Source organism: Pseudomonas sp. VD-NE ins, from assembly GCF_031882575.1.
Taxonomy (GTDB): domain Bacteria; phylum Pseudomonadota; class Gammaproteobacteria; order Pseudomonadales; family Pseudomonadaceae; genus Aquipseudomonas; species Aquipseudomonas fluorescens_BZ.
Genome location: NZ_CP134772.1, coordinates 5697089 through 5718833, shown reverse-complemented (window position 1 = coordinate 5718833; position 21745 = coordinate 5697089). Strand labels below are relative to the sequence as shown.

Here is a 21745-nt window from a genome sequence, read left to right as displayed (position 1 = left end):
CGTCGCAATTAAGCGCCGTATACCGGCAGTTTCTTGCAGATGGCTTTGACTTTCTCACGAACGGCGTCGATCACCGCTTCGTTGTTCAGGTCAGCCAGGATGTCGCAGATCCAGCCAGCCAGCTCTTTGCACTCTGCAACCTTGAAGCCGCGAGTGGTCACAGCCGGAGTACCGAAGCGCAGGCCGGAGGTGACGAACGGCGAGCGTGGATCGTTTGGTACGGAGTTCTTGTTCACGGTGATGAACGCTTTGCCCAGAGCGGCGTCAGCATCTTTACCGGAGATGTCCTGCTTGATCAGCGACAGCAGGAACAGGTGGTTCTTGGTACCACCGGAGACGACGTCGAAACCGCGCTCGATGAACACTTCGGCCATGGCCTGGGCGTTCAGCACCACTTGTTCCTGGTAGGCCTTGAACTCAGGCTGCAGCGCTTCCTTGAAGCAGATCGCTTTGGCGGCGATCACGTGCTCCAGCGGGCCACCCTGGGCGCCCGGGAATACCGCGGAGTTCAGCTTCTTCTCGATCTCGGCGTTGGCGCGCGCCAGGATCAGGCCGCCACGTGGACCGCGCAGGGTCTTGTGGGTGGTGGTGGTCACGACGTCAGCGAAAGGCACCGGGTTCGGGTAGACGCCAGCGGCGACCAGACCGGCCACGTGAGCCATGTCGACGAACAGGTAAGCACCGACTTTGTCAGCGATGGCGCGGAAGCGCGGGAAATCCAGAATCTGCGAGTAGGCAGAGAAACCGGCCACGATCATTTTCGGCTTGTGCTCAACTGCCAGACGCTCGACTTCGTCGTAGTCGATCAGGCCGTTGGCGTCGATGCCGTACTGCACGGCGTTGTACAGCTTGCCGGAGGAGGAAACGCTGGCGCCGTGGGTCAGGTGACCACCGTGGGCCAGGCTCATGCCCAGAATGGTGTCGCCACCTTGCAGCAGGGCCAGGTAAACAGCGGCGTTGGCTTGTGAACCGGCGTGCGGCTGAACGTTGGCGTAATCGGCGCCGAACAGTTCTTTGGCGCGGTCGATGGCCAGTTGCTCAACAACGTCAACGTACTCGCAACCACCGTAGTAACGCTTGCCTGGGTAACCTTCGGCGTACTTGTTGGTCAGGACCGAGCCTTGAGCTTCCATCACCGCTGGGCTGGTGTAGTTTTCCGAAGCGATCAGCTCAATGTGTTCTTCCTGACGCTGAGCTTCTTGCTCCATGGCGGCAAAAAGGTCGGCGTCGTACTTGGCAATAGTCAAATCACGGCTGAACATGGCGGTCCTCAAGGATCGGGGGCAGAAAAGGGGGGCATTCTAACCCAACCGCTTTTAGAAGGGCTATGAAACACAATCAGGTTGTGGATAAGCGGGCTTCAAGCAGCAAGCCACAAGCGGCAAGTAAAAGCCGATTCGCTCTTGCTTGTCGCTCGCTACTTGAAGCTTGCAGCTTTCTTCATGTTTGATTGATCGGAGCTGTTAGCTCCATCAGTCAAACATGAAGAGCGCGTCATTGCTGAACTGCGCCTCAAACCGCCCCGCCGGCATCGGCCGCCCGAACAGATACCCCTGAACCTCATCGCACCCATGCTCACGCAAGAAGTCCAACTGCTCATGGGTTTCCACACCCTCGGCGATCACCGCCAGATTCAGGCTGTGCGCCATGGCAATGATCGCCCGGGCGATCTGCGCGTCCTGCTCACCGGACGGCAAACCATCGACAAAGGTGCGGTCGATCTTCAGCACGTCGATCGGGAATTGCTTGAGGTAGTTCAGCGATGAGTAACCGGTGCCGAAGTCGTCGACCGCAATGCTCAGGCCAAGGTTTTTCAGCCCGGCGAGAATCTGCATCGCCTCGCTGACTTCGCGCATCAGGATACTTTCGGTCAGTTCCAGTTCCAGGCACGCCGGCGGCAGGCCGGTTTCGCGCAGGATCGTGGCGATCCGCGTGCCGAGCTGGCCGTCGGAGAACTGCCGCGCGGAAATGTTCACCGACACCTTCGGCACGCGCACGCGGTTCTGGTGCCAGGTTTTCAACTGCCGGCACGCCTCGCTGATCACCCAATCGCCAACGTCCACCACCAGACCAAGTTCTTCCAGCACCGGAATGAAATCCCCGGGCGGCACCAGGCCACGGCGTGGATGACGCCAGCGCAACAGCGCTTCGGCGCCGGTCAGGCGTTTGCCGTCGCCACTGAATTGCGGTTGGTAATACAGGACGAATTCGTTCTGTTCCAAGGCATGGCGCAAGTCGCTTTCCAGTTCCAGACGCTCCAGCGCACTGGCGTTCATGTCGGCCTGATAGAACTGGAAGTTGTTCTTGCCGCGCTCCTTGGCGTGGTACATCGCGGTGTCGGCGTTCTTCATCAACTGGCTGAGTTCATTGCCGTCCTGCGGGCTCAGGGCGATGCCGATACTGGCGGTGACGAAGAACTCGCGACCTTCAAGCACGAATGGTCGGACGAGGCTGCCGAGAATCTGTTCGGCGACATGAATCGCCCGGTTCAGCGCCATTTCGCGGCTGGAGCGATGTTGCAGCAACAGCGTGAATTCGTCGCCGCCCATGCGCGCCACGGTGTCGTCATCATCGACGCAGGCCAGCAGGCGCGTGGCCATGTCTTTCAACATGCGGTCGCCGGCGGCGTGGCCGAGGGAATCGTTGATCGGTTTGAAGCGGTCGAGGTCGAGGAACATCAGCACCACCCACGACTTCTGCCGTTCGGCCGATTGCAGCGCGGTGTGCAGACGATCCTGGAACAGCGTGCGGTTCGGCAGGTGGGTCAGGGCGTCGTAGTAGGCGAGGCGGTGAATCCGTTGCTCGCTGGCCTTGCGCTCGCTGATGTCGCTGAAGAAGCACACGTAACTGGCCAGATCGCCCTCGTCGTCAAGCACCGCGGTGATGCCGACCCACGCCGGATAATGCTCGCCGTTACGGCGCTTGAGCCAGACTTCGCCTTCCCAGGTGCTGTGCTGATGCAGTTGCTTGAGCACGTAGCGCAGATGCGCGTCCTGTTGTTCGTCGACGGTGAGCATGTTCGGCAACTGGTCGAGCACTTCGCTCACCGCGTAGCCACTGACACGGCTGAAAGCTTCGTTGGCCTGGACGATGTAGCCGGCCGGGTCGGTGATCAGGATCGCCGAGGTCGAGTGTTCGAAAACCGTGGCGGCCATGCGCAGGTCTTTCTCGGCGCGGCGCTGCTGACTGATGTCGCGACCGACACCGAGCACGCCTTCAAACGCACCGTGCTCGTCCCATACCAACACCAGCCGCAGCTCGATCGGGATCTTGCGGCCGTCGGCGCGCAGGCAATCGAACAGGAACAATTGCGTCTGCACCTGATTGCGCAACACCGCGAGTTGCTCGGGTTTGTCCAGCGCCTTGCTGACGCGATCCATCAGCGTGTAGATGCCGCTCAGTTGCTGCGGGTTGGCGATGGTCGATTGCCAGCCGTTCTGGAAAATCCACTCGGCGTCGTAACCCAGCACGGCTTGCACTGACGGGCTGACGTAGTTCAGCGAGAGTTTGCTGTCGGTGGAGAAGATCACGTCGCTGATGCTTTCGGCGAGCATGCGGTAGCGCTGCTCGCTGTCACGCAGGGATTCGCTGGCTTCGATCTGTTCGGTGATGTCCTTGGCCACGCCGATGATCCGCGTGACCTGATCGTGTTTGTCGCGGGCCAAGGCCTGTTCGCGAATATCGAAGCGCCGCCACTTGCCGTCGCGATGGCGGAAGCGCAGTTGGCATTGCAGCAACTGACTGTAGCCGGCGTGACGCTGCATCTGCCGCGAGCGATGGTAGTAGTCGGCATCTTCCGGGTGCAGCAGGATTTCCCAGAAATACTCGCCCATCTGGTGCAGTTCGGTGCGGTTGTAGCCGAGGGTCTGGCCGAGGTGGTGGTTGCTGAAAATCATCCGTTGGCTGATCACATCCTGCACGTACAGATGATCCGGCACGGTGCGCACCACGTCCGACCAGAAGCCTTCGCGCTCGAGCAGCGACAGTTCGATCAGCTTGCGGCTGGTGATGTCGTTGATGCTGAGGATCACCGCTTTGTAGTCGTGCTGCTCGGTCGGCAGACGCAACACCATCCACAGGTGCTGGTCGCGGCCATTGATGTCCGGCAGCTTGATTTCCAGTTCCAGCTGCTTTTGTTGCTGCAACACGGCGTCGAGGACTTGATTGCCGATGGCGCACTGGCGGTGCGGATGACCGTCGATCAACAGCTGCCAGGCGTGCTCGCAGGAGTTGACGTTGAGCAGTTGCAACGCGACCTGGTTGACCTCGGTGACGCGCAGTTCCTGCAACAGTTGCTGGCGCTGCGCCGGTTGGTCGAGCCAGGCCTTGAGCTGGTCGCTGGTCTGGATCTGCGCCTTGTCGAAGACCTGCTTCAGGCCGGACAGATCAAGCACACAGAGGGCCACGCCGGTGCCTTCGAAAATGTCCTGATAGCGCCGGCGACCTTCGTGCAACTGACGCTGGCGGCGGCGCATGTTCAACAGCGCAATCACCGGCAGCATCGAGAACGCCAGGCCCAACAGGCATTTGCCGATAAACGCCGGCAACAGTTCTTCGAGCACACGTTGACGGTCGAACAGGCCACGCAACTGCCAGTCGCTGCTGCTCAGCGGCACGGTCAACACGGTGTTGGCCATGTCGTCCGGACTCAAGACGCCGGGCCTGGCCGAAGGCTGCGCTTCGTCGCGGCTGATGATCTGATGATTGACGCGGTTTTCCACCAGCCACAACGGGCGGATACCGGTTTCGCCCTGTTTGGTCAGCGAGTCGAAGAACGTCGGGGTCAGGCGCAATGCCCAATAACCGCGCGTGCTGCCGCTGGCCTGATGCAATAACAGATGCACCACCGAACCGTCGTCGGCGTTGCTGAAGTAATGCGCCTGTGCACGGCTGCGGCGCACCAGTTCGCTCAGGTAATCGGCGTCGTGGCTGTTGTCGGCACTGTCGCTGATGATTTTTCCGGAAGGGGTGAGCAGGGCCAGGCTGCGCAGGTCAGGCAAGGATTGCTGGAGCTTGCGCAGCAGCGCCTGCTGTTCGTCGGCTGATTGCGGCTGTTCGACGATCGGTAGCAGATTGAGGGCGATTTGCGCGTTCAGCGCCATGTTCAGGCTGACCTGCGAGGCGAGGTCAGCGGTGTAATCGATGGTGTACTGACGCTGGTTTTTCTGGGTTTCGCGCAGTTGATCGAGCAGTTGCCAGAACAGCAACGCGAGCAATAAAAGCACGAGCGTCGCCAGCGCACCCTTTAATGTACCGCGCAGGGACGAGCCGGGCGCCGGTGGGGTGCTGCTCACAGAAGCTGGCGGAGTGACATTGGACAAGCTGTAATCCTGCGGTTTGGCTGGACTGGCGCGACGTGCACTATAAGCCGGACGCCCAAAGGGCGGCTAGCATGCCTTGAGTCGTGGCGAAGTGCCAGCCCCGCGCGGCTGGACTGCCTTCCGTCATTAAGGTAGCTTTGCCGGTTACGCGGGAGCGTTCCAGCTCCTAGACTCAGACTTTTTCAGCGCGCACGCATTGATAACCATCAAGTGAACGACGCGCATGGTCTGGCCGGGCATCGCCTGCGCTGCAATCATTCATCTGTCACTGACCCAAGGTTCTCCATGGCTCAATACGTCTTCACCATGCATCGGCTGGGCAAAGTTGTTCCGCCGAAGCGGGAAATTCTCAAAAACATTTCGCTGTCCTTCTTCCCCGGCGCCAAGATCGGCGTACTCGGCCTCAACGGTTCGGGTAAGTCCACGCTGCTGAAAATCATGGCCGGCGTCGACACCGAGTTCGAGGGCGAAGCCCGTCCGATGCCGGAGCTGAACATCGGTTATCTGCCGCAAGAGCCGCAACTTGATCCGACCAAGACCGTGCGTGAAGTGGTCGAGGAAGCGGTCAGCGTGATCAAGGATGCGCAAGCGCGTCTGGACGAGGTCTATGCGGCCTACGCCGATCCGGATGCCGACTTCGACAAGCTGGCCGCCGAGCAAGCCAAACTCGAAGCGATCCTGCAGGCCAGCGACGGTCACAACCTTGAGCGCCAACTGGAAGTCGCCGCCGATGCGCTGCGTCTGCCGGCCTGGGATGCGAAAGTAGAACACCTGTCCGGTGGTGAAAAACGTCGTGTGGCCCTGTGCCGTCTGCTGCTGTCCGCGCCGGACATGCTGCTGCTCGACGAACCGACCAACCACCTGGACGCCGACTCCGTTGCGTGGCTCGAGCACTTCCTGCACGACTTCCCGGGCACTGTGGTAGCGATCACGCACGACCGTTACTTCCTCGACAACGTCGCCGGCTGGATTCTCGAACTCGACCGCGGCGCGGGCATTCCGTACGAAGGCAACTACTCGGGTTGGCTTGAAGCCAAGTCCGATCGTCTGGCTGCCGAATCCAAGCAGCAGTCGGCCCACGAAAAAGCCATGAAGGAAGAACTGGAGTGGGTGCGCAAAGGCGCGAAGGCCCGCCAGTCGAAATCCAAGGCACGACTGCAACGCTTCGAAGAAATGCAATCGCAGGAATTCCAGAAGCGCAGCGAAACCAACGAGATCTACATCCCGGCCGGTCCACGTCTGGGCGACAAGGTCATCGAATTCAAGAACGTCACCAAGGGCTACGGCGATCGCGTGTTGATCGACAACCTGTCGTTCGCGATGCCGAAAGGCGCGATCGTCGGCGTGATCGGTGGTAACGGCGCCGGTAAATCGACCCTGTTCCGCATGCTGATGGGCAAGGAAACACCGGATTCGGGCAGCATCGAAGTCGGCGAAACCGTGCAACTGGCCTGCGTCGACCAGAGCCGCGATGACCTGGATGGCAGCAAGACTGTGTTCCAGCAAATCTCCGACGGTTCCGACCAGATCCGCATCGGCAACTACGAGATCCCGTCGCGCACCTACGTCGGTCGCTTCAACTTCAAGGGCGGCGATCAGCAGAAGTTCGTCAAGGACCTGTCCGGTGGTGAACGCGGTCGTCTGCACCTGGCGCTGACCCTGAAGGAGGGCGGCAACGTCCTGCTGCTCGACGAACCGTCCAACGACCTCGACGTTGAAACCCTGCGTTCCCTGGAAGAAGCCCTGCTGGACTTCCCGGGCGCCGCCATTGTGATCTCTCACGATCGGTGGTTCCTTGACCGCGTGGCAACGCACATCCTGGCGTACGAAGACGATTCGCAAGCGATCTTCTTCGAAGGTAACTACACCGAGTACGAAGCGGATCGCAAGAAGCGTCTCGGCGAAGCAGCTGCCCAGCCACACCGGGTACGTCACAAGAAACTGGCCTGATATCGGGTTGGTTGCATAAAAGAACGGAGCCTTCGGGCTCCGTTTTTTTTGCCTGTGTTTTCAGGGATACCGAGTTGGATTCATCGCTGGCTTGCCAGCGATAGCTGAATCACTGTTGGTGCATCACTTGAATTTGATCTCACCATTCAGGTGCAAAACCGGCTAAAAATCCTTCTGATTTATATCCTGTGCACCATTTAATTTCATAACTGCGACATTTTGCTCTGTTCCTGTGCGCATTTCGTTTGTTACAGTCCGGCCCAATCTCCTCCAACGACAATAAATTTGCCGAGACTTTTCCCATGATCGAATCCGTCGAATCCTTCCTCGCCCGTCTGAAAAAACGCGACCCGGATCAACCCGAATTCCACCAGGCCGTCGAAGAAGTCCTGCGCAGTCTGTGGCCGTTTCTCGAAGCCAATCCGCATTACCTGACCTCGGGGATTCTGGAGCGCATCTGCGAACCGGAGCGTGCAGTGGTGTTCCGCGTGTCATGGGTCGACGATCAGGGCAAGGTCCAGGTCAATCGCGGTTTCCGCATCCAGATGAACAGCGCCATCGGCCCGTACAAGGGCGGCTTGCGTTTCCATCCATCGGTGAACATGGGCGTGCTGAAATTCCTCGCCTTCGAACAGACCTTCAAAAACTCCCTGACCTCGCTGCCCATGGGCGGTGGCAAGGGCGGTTCCGACTTCGATCCGAAGGGCAAGAGTGACGCTGAGGTCATGCGTTTCTGCCAGGCGTTCATGAGCGAGTTGTATCGCCATATTGGCGCCGACGTTGACGTGCCGGCCGGTGACATCGGCGTCGGTGCGCGTGAGATCGGTTTCCTGTTTGGCCAGTACAAGCGCCTGAGCAACCAGTTCACCAGTGTGCTGACCGGCAAAGGCATGACCTACGGCGGCAGCCTGATTCGCCCGGAAGCCACCGGTTTCGGTTGCGTGTATTTCGCAGAAGAAATGCTCAAGCGCCGCGAGCAGACCGTTGAAGGCAAGCGTGTGGCAATCTCCGGTTCCGGCAACGTCGCGCAATACGCAGCACGCAAGGTTATGGACCTCGGCGGCAAAGTGATTTCGCTGTCCGACTCCGAAGGCACGCTGTACTGCGAAGCGGGCCTGAGCGAAGAACAGTGGCTGGCGCTGCTGGAGCTGAAGAACGTCAAGCGTGGACGCATCAGTGAACTGGCGACGGCATTCGGTCTGGAATTCCGCGCTGCTCAACTGCCGTGGTCGCTGCCATGCGACATCGCATTGCCGTGCGCCACGCAGAACGAACTCGACGCTGAGGCTGCACGCACGCTGCTGCGCAATGGCTGCGTGTGCGTAGCTGAGGGCGCGAACATGCCGACCACGCTCGAGGCTGTGGATATCTTTATCGAAGCCGGGATTCTGTTTGCGCCGGGCAAGGCGTCCAACGCCGGCGGTGTGGCGGTGAGCGGTCTGGAAATGTCGCAGAACGCTATGCGTCTGCTGTGGACGGCGGGTGAGGTGGACAGCAAGCTGCACGCGATCATGCAGTCGATCCATCACGCTTGCGTGCATTACGGCGAAGAGAACGGCCGGATCAACTACGTCAAAGGCGCGAACATCGCCGGCTTCGTCAAAGTGGCCGACGCAATGCTCGCGCAGGGCGTGGTTTAAGCCGGTTCGATGCGGATCACTTCAATCATTTGATCGCCGGCGGGGCGCTGCCACAGCACCTCGTCGTTGAGTTGGGCACCGAGTAACGCCCGGCCCAGCGGTGAGCCCCAATTGATCAGGCCTTTGCCAGCATCGGCCTGATCTTCGCCGACCAGTTGCACCCGACGTTCGGTGTCGTGTTCGTCGGCGTAGGTTACCCAACTGCCGATCTGTACCTTGTCTCTGGACGTGGCTGCGACGGCGACTTGCGCGCTGCTCAGGCGCTGATTGAAGTAGCGCAAATCCCTTTGCAGATCCGCCAGCCGTTGTTTGTCGGCCTGCTCACCCTTGGCCGTTTGTTCGGCGTGCAGGGTTTGCAGTTCGGCAACTTTCGCCTGCAACTGCGCCAAGCCTTGTTGCGTGACGTAATTGGGCTGCTCGCTGACCTGCCGCTCGACCGGCTGATCGGCTTGTGCGGCGGCGTTGTCTTCGTTGACGAATGCGCGACTCATGGTGTCCTCCTCGTATGAGGTTTGGGCCATGCTCGCAGGCATTTGGTTTCACTGGATGTCTGGCAGCGACCTATGGCGAGCGATAAGCCCGCCCGGCGTCCTGATCTTTCTGTTGCTGCCAGGCGCGCTCGCGTTCGTCCCAGTGTTCGTTGCGATACTCTTCGCGACCCTTGTTTTCCAGCATTGCCTGACACTGGCGAAAGCCGTCGGTCCAGCCTTCGGCGTATTGCTTGTCCTTGAGATAGCGCGGCACGTTCTTGCGAAACTCGCCGCTGATCGAACCGGCCGCCTGACGACCGCTGATGCAACCGTCATCGAAGCCGTCGGCGAAGGCCGGTGGATAACCCTTGGCGATCAAATCTTCATGGGTGGTCTGGCAACCGCCCAGCAACAGCACAACACCCAGCAAACCCGCACACCACCACATCGCACTCTCCCGCGCCGGTTGTCCGGCTTATGGGGAAAGTCTAGAAGCTGATTCATGAGGCGGCTGTCGAAGCCCTGTGAAAAATCCATTAACACCACAAAACCAATGTGGGAGCGAGCAGGGGATGTGTGTTGGGCTCGGGATCAGTAGTGATACCACTTCACTTCGAGCATGACTTCGGTTTCCGGCGTGGCGAGGTGGCTGAACTCACGCTGTGCACTCAGGCGCAAACCCAGATTGCGCGACAACTCCCACTGCTGATTCAAGCTCAAGCTACGGCGCACTTCACCATTGAAGAAGTAATCGCCCTTGGCCTCCAGGCTGAGATTGCCCAGCGGGTTTTTCCACAACACGCCGGTATTGAAACCGCCGGCCGGGGACACGAATTCGGCGAAGTCATTGTTGTGCTCAACGCGCACGGTACCGAGGGCAAAACCCAATACGTCATCACCCAACGCCCAGGTGCCGCCACCGCCACCATTGACGTGGCTGACCAGCGTCTCGTCATCGTGCTTGCCCGGTACGCGCTCAAGACCACCGGTGACCTGCCACGACAGTGGCTGCAATAGTTCATTGCGCGGCGTCAGCGAGCGAATCGTCGCCAGATCCAGTTGCTGGAATTGCCAGTGATTGCCTTCGTACTGGCGCAACTTCATCTGCAGAATCTCGATCTGCGCGCCGAGCGGGAAGCTTTCAGCGTTGTCATTGAGATCGTGATAGGCCATGCGCAAGCCGTATTCGCCGAACGCACGATCACCACGGGTGCCGAGACCGGCCTGCCAGGTGCGTGATTCGTGGCCGTCTTCCGGCAAGCCTGGCTGCGGAATGTCCAACTCAGGCGCCGGGTTCTTGTTGATCGCCCGCAGCAGTTCGAAACTGCGTTGCGCCCGTTGCGGATCACGTTCCTGGCCGTTGGCGCGGTAGCGCTCGAGGCGATACGCCGCGTCGATGATCAGCGCCTGACGGTCACGAGGCAGAGCTTTGAAGGTTGGGTCCTGCAACACTTGTTGATCGGCGCTGACGTTCAGCACCCATTGTTGTTCGTCACTGCTCAACGGCTCGGCGCGGCTGAGCAGTTCGCGCTCGCGGGACGGGCGATATTCGATACTTTCCACCAGCCCGGCTTCTTTCACCGCTTTGACGGTGTCAGTGGGAATCGCGGTCAACGGGAATTGTTCGGTCAGGCGCAGACTCGGCCGTGCCACCTGCAGCAACTCAAGCAGGCGATACGAGCAGTTTTCATCGAAGAAGAAATAGTCGAACTGGATCTGCTTCAACTCCCACACATGCTCGACCATGCGCGCGGTTTCTTCCTGGGTCAGATTCAGTCGGTACTCCCACAGGTCGCGGTTTTCCAGACTGCGGTATTCGGAGAGCTTTTCCTGATAGGGCACCAGCGCGAACAGCCCCGGGTACCCGCCCATCAGGCCTTTCCAGGCGTACAGAATGCTGTTGTCCGAGCCTTCGATGTAGGCGCCGAAGTTGATCGCGTAGCTCAGCAGCGAGGTCTTGTCGGCCTGCACATCGGCCTGATCGATGCGCAGCAGGGTGTGGCCGAACATCGATGACGGACTGTTCAAATAAGCCGCCGGGAAGATCATCACCGCGCTGTGCGGCGAAACATCTTTGAACCACTTCTTGTACTCGGCGCATGCAGGTGTCGGCAGATCGCTGAGATTGAGCTGAGCTTTCAGCCAGCGAGTGCGCGCCGGATAAACACATTGCGCGTGTTGCTCGCCGAGGCTGGCCGGGGCGTACAGCGCTTGCACGGTGGCCGCCAGTTCATGATCGGGATGTTCGTTGCCATCGGGCGCGAGAAAGAATTTCTTGTCGCTGACATAGCTGCGCCAGCCGCCAAGCTTGGCGGTTTCGTAGTGACCGAGGGAAATCCAGAAGCGGTCGTTGGCCAGTTGCTGCAAACGTTGAGGGTCGATGGTTGGCGCGGCGGACAGCGGGGCGCAGACACAGAGCGCCAGCCAGGCAAGGCGTTTGAGCATAGTCGGCAACTTGAACAGGAAAGAAATAAAGACCCAAGGAGGGCGGGCCGAAAAAACAAAACCCGCTTCCCGAAGGAAGCGGGTGGGGTCGAGCTTAAGCCTGAGTTGCGTACTTGGCCAGACGAGGATCCGATTTCAGTACGGCCAGGGTGTTGGTATGCACGTCTTCAGCGGTCACGTCAGCCTTGCTGAAAATCTGCTGGAAGTGCTCGTGAGTCACAGCAGCGAAGTGCGCGCGATCTTCCGGCGCCACGCCCAGTACCACGGCATAAGTCGTCAGCGCTTCGCCGTTGCCTTTGGCCATGTCTTCGGACAGCTCGTTCATCATGCCATTCATGGCAAACCAGGATTTGCCGCCGTAGGTCAGCGATGCATTGGTCGAGCAGCCGTTGGTGCCGGACGTCATCCCGAAGGTGGCGTTACCGGACGTGCCGTTGGTGGTGGAAGCGAGGAAGTGCGCCGGGGTGCCACGCTGACCTTCGAACAGCATGTTGCCCCAACCGCAATCCGGGCCGCCTGGAGCTTGCGCCATTGCGTTGATGGATACAGCGGTGAAGAGAGTACCGAGAAGAATCCGTTTCATAGCTTTTTTCTCTTTGTGTGCATACCAATGGACAGGGTTCTGGCACCTGACGGTGCCAGTGGGCCAGTATTAGTTCCAGCCGCGCAGTTTGGAGTTTAGGCACGTTCCTGGGGTTCCGTGAGTTTTTACAAAAGATTTGGCGATAACCCCGATTTCATGGGCGCCGGGACATGGGCAGCCGGTTGTCTATGCTTTGTCACATGGCGCGCCTTGCCAGTGGGGCACGGGCAGCGCCAGAATGCGGCTATCTGCCCCGCCTGATTGTTAAGGAAGCCCGATGCCTGATCCTGTTGCTGCCAGCTTGCGTCTTGCGCCCGAAGCGCTGACCCGTCCGTTTTCCGCTGAACAGTTCAGCTTCACTACCACCAATGATCTGGAGCCCTTTCGCGGTGTGCTCGGCCAGGAACGCGCGGTCGAAGCCTTGCAGTTCGGTGTGGCCATGCCACGCCCCGGTTACAACGTATTCGTCATGGGCGAGCCCGGCACTGGCCGTTTCTCGTTCGTCAAACGTTACCTGAAGGCCGAAGGCAAACGCCTGCAGACCCCGGCGGACTGGGTCTACGTCAATAACTTCGATGAGCCGCGCGAACCCCGCGCACTGGAACTGCCTTCGGGCACTGCTGGCGCGTTTATCGGTGACATCAACGGCTTGATCGACAATCTGCTGGCGACGTTTCCGGCAGTCTTCGAGCACCCGTCCTACCAGCAAAAGAAAAGCGCCATCGATCGCGCCTTCAACCAGCGCTACGACAAGGCCCTCGACATCATCGAGCGTCTGGCCCTGGAAAAAGACGTCGCCCTCTATCGTGACAGCAGCAACATCGCTTTCACGCCGATGCTCGATGGCAAAGCGCTGGACGAAGCCGAGTTCGCTCAGTTGCCGGAAGCCGATCGTGAACGCTTTCACGATGACATTTCCGGCCTCGAAGAGCGCCTGAACGAAGAGCTCGCCAGCCTGCCGCAATGGAAGCGCGAGTCGAACAATCAACTGCGTTCGCTCAACGAAGAAACCATCACCCTGGCTTTGCAGCCATTGCTGTCGCCGCTGTCGGAGAAGTACGCCGAGAACGCTGCGGTCTGCGGTTACCTGCAAGCGATGCAGGTCTATCTGCTGAAAACCGTGGTCGAGCAACTGGTCGATGACAGCAAGACTGACGCCGTTGCGCGCAAGCTGCTGGAAGAGCAATACGCACCGAGCCTGGTGGTCGGTCATCCGCTCAGCGGCGGTGCGCCAGTCGTTTTCGAGCCGCACCCGACGTACGAAAACCTCTTCGGCCGTATCGAATACACCACCGATCAGGGCGCGCTCTACACCACCTATCGCCAGTTGCGTCCGGGCGCCTTGCACCGCGCCAATGGCGGTTTCCTGATTCTTGAAGCGGAAAAAATGCTCAGCGAGCCGTTCGTATGGGATGCGCTGAAACGCGCCCTGCAATCGCGCAAGCTGAAAATGGAATCACCGCTGGGCGAGATGGGCCGTTTTGCCACCGTGACGCTTAATCCGCAGCACATTCCGCTGCAGGTCAAAGTCATCATCATCGGTGCGCGGTCGCTGTACTACACGTTGCAAGACCTCGATCCGGACTTCCAGGAGATGTTCCGCGTCCTCGTGGATTTCGACGAAGACATCCCGATGGTCGACGAGAGCCTGGAGCAATTTGCCCAGTTGTTGAAAACCCGGACTTCGGAAGAAGGCATGGCGCCGCTGACCGCTGATGCGGTAGCGCGTCTGGCCACTTACAGTGCACGTCTGGCCGAACACCAAGGGCGGTTGTCGGCGCGCATTGGCGATCTGTTCCAACTGGTCAGCGAAGCGGATTTCATCCGTCACCTGGCCGGCGATGAAATGACCGATGCCGGGCACATCGAACGTGCGCTGAAAGCCAAAGCCACACGCACCGGACGTGTGTCGGCGCGGATTCTCGACGACATGCTCGCGGGGATCATCCTGATCGACACCGATGGCGCGGCGGTCGGCAAGTGCAACGGTCTGACCGTGCTTGAAGTCGGCGACTCGGCGTTTGGTGTGCCGGCGCGGATTTCCGCCACGGTGTACCCGGGCGGCAGCGGCATCGTCGATATCGAGCGTGAGGTCAACCTTGGACAGCCGATTCACTCCAAAGGCGTGATGATCCTCACCGGGTATCTGGGCAGCCGTTACGCCCAGGAATTCCCGCTGGCGATTTCCGCGAGCATCGCTTTGGAGCAATCCTACGGTTACGTCGATGGCGACAGTGCGTCGCTGGGCGAGGCGTGCACGCTGATTTCGGCGCTGTCGAAAACCCCGCTCAAGCAGTGCTTTGCGATCACCGGCTCGATCAACCAGTTCGGCGAAGTGCAAGCGGTGGGTGGGGTCAACGAGAAGATCGAAGGCTTCTTCCGTCTCTGTGAAGCGCGTGGGCTGACGGGCGAGCAGGGCGCGATCATTCCGCAGGCCAACGTCGCCACGCTGATGCTCGATGAGAAAGTGCTGGCGGCGGTGCGTGCCGGGCAATTCCATGTGTACGCGGTGCGTCAGGCTGACGAGGCGTTGAGTCTGTTGGTGGGCGAACCGGCCGGTGAACCGAATGCCGATGGCGAATTCCCGGAAGGCAGCATCAACGCCCGAGTAGTCGAGCGCTTGCGTGACATCGCCGAGATGATCAGCGAAGAAGACCTTAAGGAGGCCGAGAAGGAGTTGGCCCAAGAGGCGCTGGCCGAAGCCAAACCGGCTTAAGCTTTAACGCGGTCAAAAACTGTGGGAGCGAGCCTGCTCGCGAAAGCGCTGTATCAGACGACGAATAAGTTGCCTGACACTCCGCATTCGCGAGCAGGCTCGCTCCCACATTTGTTTGGTGTGAATCCAGCGAAAAATCGCCACAACTCTGACGCCAATATTCACACAATGACCATTCGGCGCCTTCTGGTTCCATTCGGCTTGCGCAGCGGACTTTTCTTCTATTCTCAGCTCAAGGATATCGACAGTATCACTGGATCGAGCCAGTCCTCCCGTGGGGGCTGAACACCGGCTTCACCGAGGGTCGCCGCCATGTCGCGCAACCTCTGCCTCACCCGTCAATGCCTGGGTCTTGTGACCCGTATCGAATGCGCCATCAAGCCGTTGGCTGGCGATAACGGCATGTGGACGCTGCTCTTCGCCGCCGGCATGGCCGGTGAACAACCTTCCGCCATCAAGGCACAGGGCCCGTTTCATGGGCCGGTCGCCGCCGAATCGATACTCGACACCATTGTCGAAAGCCTGACCCTGCATGGCTACGAACTGGCCGACGATCCGCAGATCTGGAGCCTGCACCTGCAAGCCCAGCTGCGTCAGATCAACGGTGGCCGCGGCCGCGCTCTGTAGGAGCTGCCGCAGGCTGCGATCTTTTGATCTTGCTCTTCAAGGCGCGGCATCAGGCACCTGCGCCTTGTCGAGTTTGACCTCAAAGCCGTATTGCACGGTGGCGAGGTCGGTTCGCTGATAGGTTTCCACATGGGTCGGGCGGCCATAGAAGTAATGCACGCCAAACAACGCCGGGCCTTCTGTGCTCGCATCGTGGCTGACCGATAGGATCTGTTTGAGATAATTGCCGCTATCGTCTTTGACGAAGAATCGCCATTCGTTGGGCGGAAACAGTTTCAGGTCCACCACCAACTGGTTGTTCTTGATCTCCAGGCCTTTGGGCAAGGACTTGGCGTCGTACGTCTGCTTGGCCACCGTGGCGAGAAACAGCGGCATTGAGCCGACGGCAATTGCAGGGGTTTCCGGGAACAGGTTCAGGTCGTAAGTGATCGTCGCGCGCAGCGGATCGACCTGGTACGCCTCGGGCGGCAGTTCGATCGGTTCATCGAGCTTGCCACTGCGTTTTTCGGTGAAGAATGTGACAGGACTGACGCCCGGGCTGAAGTCATCGCCCAGCAATTCATCGTTGAACGTACGGCGATGGGAGAACTCGATGCGTGCAGCGCTCGGCTCTTCCACGGATTGGTGGATGCGGATGCCAGCCTTCAATTGTTCTTCGGTCAGGCTCGCGCCCTTGAGCCAGTTGACTGCCAGGTCGTCGTAGACCGTCACCGGCAGGTCCAGTGGCTGGATGGCCTTTTGCGTGGTGTGCTGGTTGAACGTGCGAATCGGCAGATCCAGCGCTTTACGCGTCACCGTCGCCGAGGAAAAGTCGAGCACGCTGACTTCCAGGGTGTCGATCGGGCCATTGAAGTAGACCTTGTTGTAGCGACGCGGGTGTTTCTGCTCGAAATCCTGCTGCTCTTGTGTGAGCTGTTTTTCCAGCGTATCGCTCCAGCCCTTCTGCTGTTGCAGGTAGGCCAGTTGTTTTTCGTAGAACGCCACTTGCTCCGGACTTTCGTTGATCGAGCCGGCGCGTATCAGGTATTGCCCGGTCTTGTCGCGGGCCTGAACGATCAACGGATTGAGCTGGGTCTCTGCGACTTCCGCCGCCAGTGGCAGGTTGTTGCTGAATTCAACTTCGGCGCAGTTGTTTTCGAGCTTCAGCAGTTTGACGCTGAGGTTGTCATTGCTGCGGGTCTGGCCGACGTCCTTTTGCGTCAGGTCGAAGCTGTACAGGCGGCGCGGCGCGATGACTTCGATCTGGCCTTGCAGGCTGACCGGTTGCGGCAGGGATTTTTTGTCCACGTCCAGTCCGTCAATGAACGGGTAGGTCACGGTCAGGTCATCGGGGTTGGTGACGTTGGAGCTGGAAGGGCTGAGCTGAATGCCCGGATCGGTTTCCGACCATTCCGGCTGATAAGCGATCACGCGTTTGTTGCTCAACGTAACCGACTGCCATTCCACGCCATGGGGGAACAGGAAGCCACCGGGAATGTTCAGGTTGAACGGGAACACCGGTTGCAGATCGGTGAGGTAATCGGAGCTGGCATCCTTGTGCAGCACGAACAGGCCATTGATGAAGGTGTCGACCAGCGCTTGCGGGGCAGGGTAGTGCTTGAGCACGGCGAGCGCGTCTTCGCCGTATTCGGTGCGCGGTGGATTGTCGTTGAGCTTGAGTTGCGCGCGTTCGAGCAGCAGCAGTGAGCCACCGAGTTCGGTGACGGCGTCCTTGAGTTTGGTGTCGGTGATCGCGTCCAGTGACTGTTCGAACTTTGCGGTCTTTTCTTCAAGGCTGGTGGCGTGCTTTTCGTCGCCGGGCGAGCAACCGCTGATCAACAGAGCAAGGCAAATTCCGGCCGTCGTTATCGGTAATCGCACATCCATTTCCACACGTCCTGTCTGCAGTCACTGGGCTGTCAATGGCTTGGACACTAGCAGAAAAAAATCACACATACGCGCAGGTGGCGGATTTTCCGGCAGTTTCTGGCTGTCACAGGGGGCTGGTATACTCGCCGCCATTTCCAGCCCCCCATGTGTGAGATTCAATGGAACGCTTTATCGAAAATGCAATGTACGCCTCGCGCTGGCTGCTGGCGCCGATCTATATCGGGCTGTCCCTCGGGCTGCTGGCGCTGGCACTGAAATTTTTCCAGGAAGTTTTTCACATCCTGCCCAATGTGTTCTCGATGGCCGAATCGGAACTGATTCTGGTGCTGCTGTCGCTGATCGATATGGCGCTGGTTGGCGGGCTGTTGGTGATGGTGATGATTTCCGGCTACGAGAACTTCGTCTCTGAACTGAACATCGATGAAGGCAAGGAAAAGCTCAGTTGGCTCGGCACCATGGACTCTTCATCGCTGAAGATGAAAGTCGCGGCCTCGATCGTGGCGATCTCTTCGATCCACTTGCTGCGCATCTTCATGGACGCCAAGAACGTCGATCCCGAGCACTTGATGTGGTACGTGATCATCCACATGACCTTCGTCGTTTCGGCGTTCGCCATGGGTTACCTGGACAAGGTCACCAAGCACTGATCAACCTTTGATCGCTGCAAAAGCACCGCCCGTCTGTTGTGAAACAGACGGGCGGTGTCGTTTGTGGCTTGTGCTTTGGTGCGTGCGGGCATATCCCTGTAGAGGTCTTGAGTCACCACTGCATGAGGTGTGTTCATGAACCTGCAAGAGTTGAATGCGTTTGCCATCGCCAGGAAGGTTGATGAGTTGAACCTGATCTCCATGGAAGGCGGGATTTACCTGCTTGAGGCACGGATGCACGGGGCGGCGTATCCGTTGAGTGATCTCAAGGGTGGGATGCTGACATTGCGCTCGGTGGAGCATGCGCGGGATTTGCTGCATAACTTTCCGGTATTGCCCTTCAACCTCGTACACACCTCGGTACACGATGAAATGTGTGGCCTGGGCGCCAGTGGCGAGGAAAGCCTGAAGGTGCCGCTCGCCTGGCGCTCAGCCCTGTAGGCGTTGCGCCCCATCGCCGGGCATCTGTGCTAGTCTGCTCGCCCTTTTGGTTCCGGGCGCGCCGGGACGCGCTGTGCACGCACGGCAAGTCTTGTGGCCGTCCGCACAGCGGAGCAGTGTCATGTCCGAAGTAAATCTGTCCACCGACGAAACCCGCGTCAGCTACGGCATCGGCCGTCAGCTGGGTGACCAGCTGCGCGACAACCCGCCACCGGGCGTTAGCCTGGACGCGATCCTGGCTGGCCTGACCGACGCGTTCGCCGGTAAGGAAAGCCGTGTTGGCCAGGAAGAAATGTCCGCCAGCTTCAAAGTGATCCGCGAAATCATGCAAGCCGAAGCGGCTGCCAAAGCTGAAGCCGCTGCTGGCGAAGGCTTGGCTTTCCTGGCTGAAAACGCCAAGCGTGAGGGCATCACCACTCTGGCTTCCGGCCTGCAATTCGAAGTGCTGACTCAGGGCGAAGGCGCCAAGCCGACCCGTGAAGATCAAGTGCGTACTCACTACCACGGCACACTGATCGACGGCACTGTGTTCGACAGCTCCTACGAGCGTGGCCAGCCTGCAGAATTCCCGGTTGGCGGCGTGATCGCTGGCTGGACTGAAGCCCTGCAACTGATGAACGCCGGCAGCAAATGGCGTCTGTACGTGCCGAGCGAACTGGCTTACGGCGCTCAAGGCGTTGGCAGCATCCCGCCGCACAGCGTTCTGGTATTCGACGTCGAGCTGCTGGACGTTCTGTAAGACCTGATTGTTGGAGCTGGCTCGGTCATGTGGGAGCGAGCTTGCTCGCGAAAGCGGTATGTTATTCAACGATGATGTTGAATGTTATGGCCTCTTCGCGAGCAAGCTCGCTCCCACAGGGCTTGCTCCGACATGTTGCATTTTCATAGTTCTATCTTGTGATGCAGTTCACTGGTCGGGCGCAACGCCCGGGCATAGCAGAACAGAAACAGATTGCGCACCAGCTCCTTGAGCACCAGCGGCTCGCTGGAATTCAGGCTGCTGACGTCCAGATCCCCTTGGTCTTGCAGCTCATGCAGGGCTTCTTCTTCAAGCACCGCACAGACTTCACCAGTTTCCCGATGCAGGATTCTGAGGTATGGGTGTGGGCGGTCCAGCCAGGCGTCGATCAAATAAGTCATGGTTCTCGTCTCCTTGAAAGGTTTCAATGAGAATAATTCTTATTCGTCAAATAGCAAGCGTCTATTGGCGGATTGTGAAATTTTCCGGGTAAAGATTGCGTAAGGTCAAAACGGCTGGCGTTTGGCTATTGCTTGGTTTTGCTGGGGTGGAACGGGGAGGGCGAAGCTCCATCCCACGGCTGGCGCGGGATGGATGACAAGCGATTCAGACCTTTCTGACGAACTCGGATTTGAGTTTCATCGGGCCGATGCCGTCGATCTTGCAGTCGATGTCGTGGTCGCCATCGCACAGGCGGATGTTCTTGACCTTGGTGCCGACCTTGACCACCAGCGAGGTGCCCTTGACCTTGAGGTCCTTGATCACAGTGATGGTGTCGCCGTCCTGCAGGACGTTGCCGACCGAATCTTTCTTCACGGCATCATCGGACGCCACTTCGGCTTCGCCGCTGGCGGACCACTCGTGGGCGCACTCCGGGCACACCAGTTGGGTGCCGTCTTCGTAGGTGTATTCGGAATTGCATTTCGGGCAGGGTGGCAACGTGCTCACTAAGGCTCCTTGGGTGTGGATCGCTAAAAGTCGCACATTGTATAGGGTTTTAGTTTTTCAGGCAGTCAAATGCAAAAGATCGCAGCATCGATAACCCCTGTAGGAGCTGCCGAAGGCTGCGATCTCTTGATTTTGCTTCAGCGGTATCAGTGCGTACGCGCGACCGCAAACTCGCTCAGTTCGACCAGCGCATCGCGGTATTCACTGGCCGGCAGCGCTTCAAGGCACTTGATCGCGCGGGCCACGTAATCACGGGCCAGTTGCGCGGTGTATTCCAGCGAACCAGAAGCTTCCACAGCAATGCGGATGCTTTCCAGATCTTCGATCCCGCCTTTCTGGATCGCCTGACGCACCAGGGCAGCCTGCTCAGCCGTACCTTCGCGCATGGTGTAGATCAGCGGCAGAGTCGGCTTGCCTTCGGCCAGATCGTCGCCGACGTTCTTGCCCAAGGTCTCGGCGTCGCCCTTGTAGTCGAGCAAATCGTCGACCAGTTGGAAGGCCACACCCAGGTGATCGCCGAAGGTGCGCAAGGCTTCGCTCTGCTCGGCGGTAGCACCGGCCAATGCAGCAGCGCTGTGGGTCGAAGCTTCGAAGAGCATCGCGGTCTTGCCGCGGATGACTTCCATGTAGGTTTCTTCGGTGGTGCTGGCGTCGCGAACCTTGGACAGTTGCAGCACTTCGCCTTCGGCGATGATGCGCGTGGCCTGGGACAGGATCTTCATCACCGGCATCGAGCCCAGTTCGACCATCATTTCGAACGAGCGCGAGTACAGGAAGTCGCCGACCAGCACGCTCGGAGCGTTGCCCCACATGGCGTTGGCGGTCGAACGGCCACGGCGCATGCCGGACATGTCGACCACGTCGTCATGCAGCAGGGTGGCGGTGTGCAGGAATTCGATGGTGGCGGCCAGCAGGCGCATGTCGTCGCCTTCGCGACCCAGGGCCTTGCCACACAGCAACACTAATAAAGGACGCAGACGCTTGCCGCCGGCCGAGGTGATGTAATCGCCGATTTTCGATACCAGCGGTACTCGGGAAGTCAGCTGCTTCTTGATGATGCCGTCGACGGCGCTAAAATCGTCCGCCACCGCGCGGTAGAAAGCTTGGGGTTGCATCAGCGAGAGTCGCTCCAGAAGGGTTGCGCGGCATGCTAGGACCCCCATCCGGACCTGTCAAGGCGCGATGGACGGCTACTTGCAAGCCAGCGGCGGCTTGCGTACAATCGCGCACCCTGAACTTCCTGGGCAGCACCTGCCTTACGCAATTGCAACGGGCCTTCCAGCCTTATGCAGCCATGCCAGCCAATACCTCTTCCTATAAAGAGCTGGGTGAGCAGGATTATCGGAGAA

The 21745-nt window shown here is 59.3% G+C and carries 17 protein-coding genes; 7 read left to right on the top strand and 10 right to left on the bottom strand.

The annotated features are described in order from the left end of the window. Positions 1–8: 8 nt before the first annotated feature. On the bottom strand, positions 9–1262 hold the full coding sequence (gene glyA / locus RMV17_RS25480) for a serine hydroxymethyltransferase (RefSeq protein WP_034153834.1): 1254 nt from the start codon (positions 1260–1262) through the stop codon (positions 9–11). Between the two features lie 210 nt (positions 1263–1472). Beyond that, positions 1473–5321 (bottom strand): cyclic di-GMP receptor MorA, encoded by a 3849-nt coding sequence (gene morA, locus RMV17_RS25475; RefSeq protein WP_311883456.1) that lies wholly within the window; start codon positions 5319–5321, stop codon positions 1473–1475. Between the two features lie 285 nt (positions 5322–5606). On the opposite strand from morA, the gene ettA reads away from it, so the two are divergent. Then, a complete protein-coding gene (gene ettA / locus RMV17_RS25470) occupies positions 5607–7271 on the top strand; it encodes an energy-dependent translational throttle protein EttA (RefSeq protein ID WP_311883454.1) in 1665 nt (554 codons plus the stop codon). A 302-nt stretch (positions 7272–7573) separates the two neighbouring features. Beyond that, the gene (gene gdhA, locus RMV17_RS25465) at positions 7574–8911 is read left to right on the top strand and encodes an NADP-specific glutamate dehydrogenase (protein ID WP_311883452.1); all 1338 of its coding nucleotides are present in this window, start codon (positions 7574–7576) and stop codon (positions 8909–8911) included. Here the strand turns inward: gdhA and RMV17_RS25460 are convergent. From RMV17_RS25460 to RMV17_RS25445, 4 genes are all read right to left on the bottom strand, one after another. Next, the gene (locus RMV17_RS25460) at positions 8908–9402 is read right to left on the bottom strand and encodes a GreA/GreB family elongation factor (RefSeq protein WP_311883450.1); all 495 of its coding nucleotides are present in this window, start codon (positions 9400–9402) and stop codon (positions 8908–8910) included. The genes gdhA and RMV17_RS25460 overlap by 4 nt on opposite strands. A 70-nt stretch (positions 9403–9472) precedes the next feature. Continuing rightward, complete coding sequence (locus tag RMV17_RS25455; protein ID WP_311883448.1) at positions 9473–9829, bottom strand: hypothetical protein; 357 nt, start codon at positions 9827–9829, stop codon at positions 9473–9475. Between the two features lie 143 nt (positions 9830–9972). After that, the gene (locus tag RMV17_RS25450) at positions 9973–11826 is read right to left on the bottom strand and encodes a DUF4105 domain-containing protein (protein ID WP_311883446.1); all 1854 of its coding nucleotides are present in this window, start codon (positions 11824–11826) and stop codon (positions 9973–9975) included. A gap of 94 nt (positions 11827–11920) precedes the next feature. Beyond that, a complete protein-coding gene (locus RMV17_RS25445) occupies positions 11921–12409 on the bottom strand; it encodes a DUF3015 domain-containing protein (protein ID WP_007909797.1) in 489 nt (162 codons plus the stop codon). 277 nt (positions 12410–12686) lie between these two features. On the opposite strand from RMV17_RS25445, the gene RMV17_RS25440 reads away from it, so the two are divergent. Together RMV17_RS25440 and RMV17_RS25435 are read left to right on the top strand one after the other, a co-directional pair. Then, positions 12687–15125, top strand: a complete 2439-nt coding sequence (locus tag RMV17_RS25440; RefSeq protein ID WP_016986197.1) for a Lon protease family protein — start codon at positions 12687–12689, stop codon at positions 15123–15125. 312 nt (positions 15126–15437) lie between these two features. Next, positions 15438–15752 carry a hypothetical protein gene (locus RMV17_RS25435; protein WP_007909799.1) on the top strand — a complete coding sequence of 105 codons (315 nt, stop codon included), beginning with the start codon at positions 15438–15440 and terminating at the stop codon, positions 15750–15752. A gap of 36 nt (positions 15753–15788) precedes the next feature. Here the strand turns inward: RMV17_RS25435 and RMV17_RS25430 are convergent, their stop codons facing one another. Next, a complete protein-coding gene (locus RMV17_RS25430; RefSeq protein ID WP_311883441.1) occupies positions 15789–17618 on the bottom strand; it encodes a hypothetical protein in 1830 nt (609 codons plus the stop codon). A gap of 161 nt (positions 17619–17779) precedes the next feature. Between RMV17_RS25430 and RMV17_RS25425 the strand changes: the two genes are divergently transcribed. From RMV17_RS25425 to RMV17_RS25415, 3 genes are all read left to right on the top strand, one after another. Next, a complete protein-coding gene (locus RMV17_RS25425) occupies positions 17780–18268 on the top strand; it encodes a TIGR00645 family protein (protein ID WP_007909801.1) in 489 nt (162 codons plus the stop codon). Positions 18269–18403: 135 nt separating this feature from the next. Continuing rightward, complete coding sequence (locus RMV17_RS25420) at positions 18404–18709, top strand: DUF6482 family protein (RefSeq protein WP_077574605.1); 306 nt, start codon at positions 18404–18406, stop codon at positions 18707–18709. Between the two features lie 121 nt (positions 18710–18830). Beyond that, positions 18831–19448 (top strand): FKBP-type peptidyl-prolyl cis-trans isomerase, encoded by a 618-nt coding sequence (locus RMV17_RS25415; RefSeq protein WP_034153844.1) that lies wholly within the window; start codon positions 18831–18833, stop codon positions 19446–19448. Positions 19449–19591: 143 nt separating this feature from the next. Here RMV17_RS25415 and RMV17_RS25410 read toward each other — a convergent pair whose 3' ends face one another. The 3 genes from RMV17_RS25410 to RMV17_RS25400 all read right to left on the bottom strand — a co-directional run bounded on the left by RMV17_RS25410 (position 19592) and on the right by RMV17_RS25400 (position 21511). Then, positions 19592–19849, bottom strand: a complete 258-nt coding sequence (locus RMV17_RS25410; protein ID WP_034153845.1) for a hypothetical protein — start codon at positions 19847–19849, stop codon at positions 19592–19594. 205 nt (positions 19850–20054) lie between these two features. Then, positions 20055–20396 (bottom strand): zinc ribbon domain-containing protein YjdM, encoded by a 342-nt coding sequence (locus RMV17_RS25405; protein ID WP_016986200.1) that lies wholly within the window; start codon positions 20394–20396, stop codon positions 20055–20057. A gap of 146 nt (positions 20397–20542) precedes the next feature. Next, positions 20543–21511, bottom strand: a complete 969-nt coding sequence (locus tag RMV17_RS25400; RefSeq protein WP_034153846.1) for a polyprenyl synthetase family protein — start codon at positions 21509–21511, stop codon at positions 20543–20545. Positions 21512–21745 lie beyond the last annotated feature (234 nt).

What these genes read in the sequence shown, in the direction of transcription:
- glyA (WP_034153834.1), bottom strand. Translation starts at nt 1,262, where the DNA reads ATGTTCAGCCGTGATTTGACTATTGCCAAGTACGACGCCGACCTTTTT.
- ettA (WP_311883454.1), top strand. Translation starts at nt 5,607, where the DNA reads ATGGCTCAATACGTCTTCACCATGCATCGGCTGGGCAAAGTTGTTCCG.
- gdhA (WP_311883452.1), top strand. Translation starts at nt 7,574, where the DNA reads ATGATCGAATCCGTCGAATCCTTCCTCGCCCGTCTGAAAAAACGCGAC.
- RMV17_RS25460 (WP_311883450.1), bottom strand. Translation starts at nt 9,402, where the DNA reads ATGAGTCGCGCATTCGTCAACGAAGACAACGCCGCCGCACAAGCCGAT.
- RMV17_RS25455 (WP_311883448.1), bottom strand. Translation starts at nt 9,829, where the DNA reads ATGTGGTGGTGTGCGGGTTTGCTGGGTGTTGTGCTGTTGCTGGGCGGT.
- RMV17_RS25450 (WP_311883446.1), bottom strand. Translation starts at nt 11,826, where the DNA reads ATGCTCAAACGCCTTGCCTGGCTGGCGCTCTGTGTCTGCGCCCCGCTG.
- RMV17_RS25445 (WP_007909797.1), bottom strand. Translation starts at nt 12,409, where the DNA reads ATGAAACGGATTCTTCTCGGTACTCTCTTCACCGCTGTATCCATCAAC.
- RMV17_RS25440 (WP_016986197.1), top strand. Translation starts at nt 12,687, where the DNA reads ATGCCTGATCCTGTTGCTGCCAGCTTGCGTCTTGCGCCCGAAGCGCTG.
- RMV17_RS25435 (WP_007909799.1), top strand. Translation starts at nt 15,438, where the DNA reads ATGTCGCGCAACCTCTGCCTCACCCGTCAATGCCTGGGTCTTGTGACC.
- RMV17_RS25430 (WP_311883441.1), bottom strand. Translation starts at nt 17,618, where the DNA reads ATGGATGTGCGATTACCGATAACGACGGCCGGAATTTGCCTTGCTCTG.
- RMV17_RS25425 (WP_007909801.1), top strand. Translation starts at nt 17,780, where the DNA reads ATGGAACGCTTTATCGAAAATGCAATGTACGCCTCGCGCTGGCTGCTG.
- RMV17_RS25420 (WP_077574605.1), top strand. Translation starts at nt 18,404, where the DNA reads ATGAACCTGCAAGAGTTGAATGCGTTTGCCATCGCCAGGAAGGTTGAT.
- RMV17_RS25415 (WP_034153844.1), top strand. Translation starts at nt 18,831, where the DNA reads ATGTCCGAAGTAAATCTGTCCACCGACGAAACCCGCGTCAGCTACGGC.
- RMV17_RS25410 (WP_034153845.1), bottom strand. Translation starts at nt 19,849, where the DNA reads ATGACTTATTTGATCGACGCCTGGCTGGACCGCCCACACCCATACCTC.
- RMV17_RS25400 (WP_034153846.1), bottom strand. Translation starts at nt 21,511, where the DNA reads ATGCAACCCCAAGCTTTCTACCGCGCGGTGGCGGACGATTTTAGCGCC.